Below are 3,440 nucleotides of genomic sequence, written 5' to 3'. Positions count from 1 at the left end.
AGAGCCCGAGGTCCTCGAACGCGACGGCCCCGCGGGGGTCGGACTGGCGCATCCGGACGGTGAGGGCCTGCGTGGCTTCGCGGTAGGAGCGGGGGAGGTGTTCGGGGCGTTCCGCGTACCCGCCGATCCCGACCGCGGGGGTGTCGTGCAGGACCTGGGTGAAGGCGTCGTGGACGGCCTGCCAGGCCCGCGCGGGGTGCGCGGCCCGTTCGTGGTCGTGGGCGCTGGGGTCCGACCAGGGGGCCGTGGCGGATCCGTCGGCGTCGAGCCAACCGGCGGGGGTGCCGCAGACCAGCACGGCGGTCTGGCCGCGCAGGGTGCCCAGGAAGGGCATGTCCAGGGTCCGCGCGGCCCGTTCGACCAGGTCGCCGACCGCTTCGCCGTCGGGCCACCGTCCGTCGTGGGGGCGGAGGGCCAGCACCCGGTGGGGGCCGGTCAGATCGTGGCTCAGGGCCGACGCGCGCCCGATGCGGCGGTCGATCTCGGCCCGGACGTCGTCCGGCCCGGGCTCGAGCAGGACGGTCTCCACGAGGTCGTGGCGTAGCCGGATCTCGGTGCGGGCCAGGTGGCGGAGGTGGAGCAGGTGCAGGGTGAGCGCGCCTGTCGCCAGCCCGATCGCGTGCAGCGCCCCGGCGCGGGGGCTGCCGGGGTTCGCGTCGGCGTCGGGGTCCTTCCGGTCGGAGGGTTCCAGGGTGGCGTCCGGGTCGAGCACGACGATCACTCCCAGCACGGTGCCGCGGGAGGTGGCCAGGCTGGCCAGCCGGTCCCGGACCCGGAGCGGGCCGGAGGTCCGCCGGCCGGCGTCGATGAGGCGTTCGCGCTGGGTGCGGGTCAGCCGGGGGTAGGCCGCGTCGTCGGCACCGGCGCGGGCCAGGACCCGCCCGAAGGGGTCCTCCACGGCCACGGCCAGGCTGAGGTGCTCGTGGAGGACCTCGGCGAGTCCCTGTTCCGGGGCGTCGCTGACCAGGGTCTGGCTCAGCGCGGCCTGGAAGCGGTACTCGCGAGCCAGGGCCGCCTCGACCTCGGCCCGGGCCTGCTGATCGTTCAGGACCCTTCCGGCGTCCGCGGTCCGGTCGCGTTCGATCGGGTCGGATTCATTGCGCTGCGTCTCCGTCATCCACACACGTCACCGCATGGACCCCTCCGGGTCAAACGCTGAGAACGCATCGCCCGCCATGGAGCACCGGACCCGAGGGCGCGGATGCTCCGGAGTCGGACGAAACGGCCGTCGGTCGACGATCGGCGGTCAGGGAGCGCGTCGGACCGCGAGCCAGGCCGCCACGTCGTACAGCTTGGTGTTGGTGCTCTGGGAGGCGCATCGCAGGCGCGTGAACGCCTCCTCGGCGTCGACGCCGTAGCGGTGCATGAGGATGCCCTTGGCCTGTCCGATCACGTCGCGCCGCACGATCGCCCGCTCCAGGTTCTCCACCCGATCGGTCCCGGCGAGCGCGAGCGAGGCGTACAGGGCGAACAGCCGCGCGGAGCGCTGGGTCCGCAGCCGCGCCGATCGGTCGTCGAGGGCGTGCCGTGTCAGGTGGAGGTTCAGCGCGCCCGCGGGACGGACGTTCGTGAAGGGCACCGACAGGCTGGCACGGACGCCGTGGCGGACCGCTTCCCGGACGAACCGGGGCCAGCGCGTCTCGGTGGCGGCGTCGGGGAGGACGACGGTGTCGGTACCGGCGACCGCGTCGATGCACGGGCCCTCCGACATCCCGATCTGGGCCCGGTCGACGGCCGCCGCCCTCTCCGTGGTGTGCGCCGAACAGGTCAGCATCCCGCCGCGGGTCCGCATCGCCACCCCCGCGTCACGGACGTCGGGCACCACCGCCGCCGCGCCCTCGACGATCCGGGGCAGGGCGTCGGCGACCCGCTCGCTCCCGGCGATCGTGCGGGCCGACGCCAGCAGGGCGGCCAGCATCGCGTCCTCGTTCTCCTCGGGGTCGGACCACCAGGGAGCGACCGCCGTGTCCTCCGAATGAATCGTCACCTGCTGCCTCCGTCACTCGCCGGCCACCGCCCAGGACGGTGCCCTCCGGACGTCCGGTCGGACATCGACCCCGCCGGTCACAACCGCCGGGCCGCCGCCCGCCTCCGGTGACGAGCGCCGCTCGTCGCCGTGGCTGGGGTCGGCAGGCGGCTCGTCTTCCGGTGCTGCGTCCACCTCGACCCGCTGGACCGTATCCATCGGCGCGACCTCGACCTCGGGGGACGAGATTGCGCGTTCGCCGCTCGCGGCACCGTCGTGGGCGGGTTACCCGCCCCACCGGACGTACGACGAACGGAGGACGTGCGATGAGTGCAGGGCGATCAGGCGGGAGCGCCGGGCGGGACGTCACGGCGGACCTCGCGCGAGGGCTGGGGGTGTTCAGTCTGGCGCTGGGGTCGGCGCAGCTCGCCGCCCCGGGTGCGGTCGCGCGGCTGGCGGGGGTCCGGGGAGACGGCCCGGCTGTCCGCACGGTCACCTCGCTGGTCGGGACCCGGGAGCTGGCGCAGGGCGCGGGCATCCTCAGTGGCCGCGGGACGGCGGGCTGGGTGTGGAGCCGGGTCGCGAGCGACGTGGTCGACATCGCCACGCTGGCGGTGGGCGCCTCCCGGAAGGGAGCCGCGCCGGCGCGGCTCGGGCTGGGCCTCGCGGCACTCGCGGGGGTGACCGTCGCGGACGTCGTGACGGCCCGCGGACTGTCGCGAGGACGCGGCGACGGCACGGGCGAGTGCCGGGCCGTCGCGGCCATCACCGTCAACCGGTCCCGCTCGGAGGTGTACCGCCACTGGCGCGACCTCCGGCAGCTCCCGGAGTTCATGGCGCACCTGCGCTCGGTGAGCACCGACGCATCGGGGCGTTCCCACTGGGAAGCCGCCGGTCCGGCCGGGTCGACGGTCCGCTGGGACGCCGAGATCGTGGAGGACCGCGAGGACGAGGTGATCTCCTGGAGGTCCGTCGGGGGCGCCGACGTGGACAACACGGGCTCGGTGCGGTTCCGCGACGCCCCAGGCGGACGGGGCACGGAGGTCGTGGTCGACCTGCGGTACCGCCCGCCCGGCGGGAAGGCCGGCGCCGTGGTCGCGACGCTGCTCGGCGAGGAGCCCAACCAGCAGCTGCGCGACGACCTGCGCCGCTTCAAGCAGGTCATGGAACTCGGCGAGGTGGTCCGCTCGGAGGGCAGCCCGGCGGGCCAGTCCACGCGTCAGCAGCTCGCCCAGCGACCGGCCCGGCCGGTCGCCTGACCCACCCCGGAAAGGAGAGACCCATGCGGGCCAACTGTTGGACGGGCAAGCAGTCGGTGGAGGTCCGGGACGTCCCCGACCCGAAGATCCTCAACCGGCGCGACGCCATCGTGAAGATCAGCTCGACCGCGATCTGCGGCTCGGACCTGCACCTGTACAACGGGTTCATCCCGACGATGCGCGAGGGCGACATCCTCGGCCACGAGTTCATGGGC

Annotated in this window: 4 protein-coding genes; 2 read left to right on the top strand and 2 right to left on the bottom strand. The window is 74.5% G+C overall.

Annotated elements, in window-relative coordinates:
- Both AC0CYZ_RS18115 and AC0CYZ_RS18110 read right to left on the bottom strand, forming a co-directional pair.
- The coding region (locus AC0CYZ_RS18115; protein ID WP_472217814.1) for a PucR family transcriptional regulator at positions 1–1,117 on the bottom strand (1,117 nt) is incomplete at its 3' end.
- A gap of 129 nt (positions 1,118–1,246) precedes the next feature.
- Entirely contained in the window at positions 1,247–1,987 is a 741-nt protein-coding gene (locus AC0CYZ_RS18110) for an ANTAR domain-containing protein (protein WP_472217812.1), read from the bottom strand.
- A 305-nt stretch (positions 1,988–2,292) separates the two neighbouring features.
- On the opposite strand from AC0CYZ_RS18110, the gene AC0CYZ_RS18105 reads away from it, so the two are divergent.
- Positions 2,293–3,225 (top strand): SRPBCC family protein, encoded by a 933-nt coding sequence (locus AC0CYZ_RS18105; protein ID WP_472217810.1) that lies wholly within the window; start codon positions 2,293–2,295, stop codon positions 3,223–3,225.
- Positions 3,226–3,248: 23 nt separating this feature from the next.
- Positions 3,249–3,440: alcohol dehydrogenase catalytic domain-containing protein (locus AC0CYZ_RS18100; RefSeq protein ID WP_472217808.1), on the top strand; the 192-nt coding region annotated here is incomplete at its 3' end.

This window comes from Actinomycetospora sp., assembly GCF_055612215.1.
Note: the sequence above shows the minus strand (reverse complement) of the source record. Positions and strands in the feature narration are given on the sequence as shown.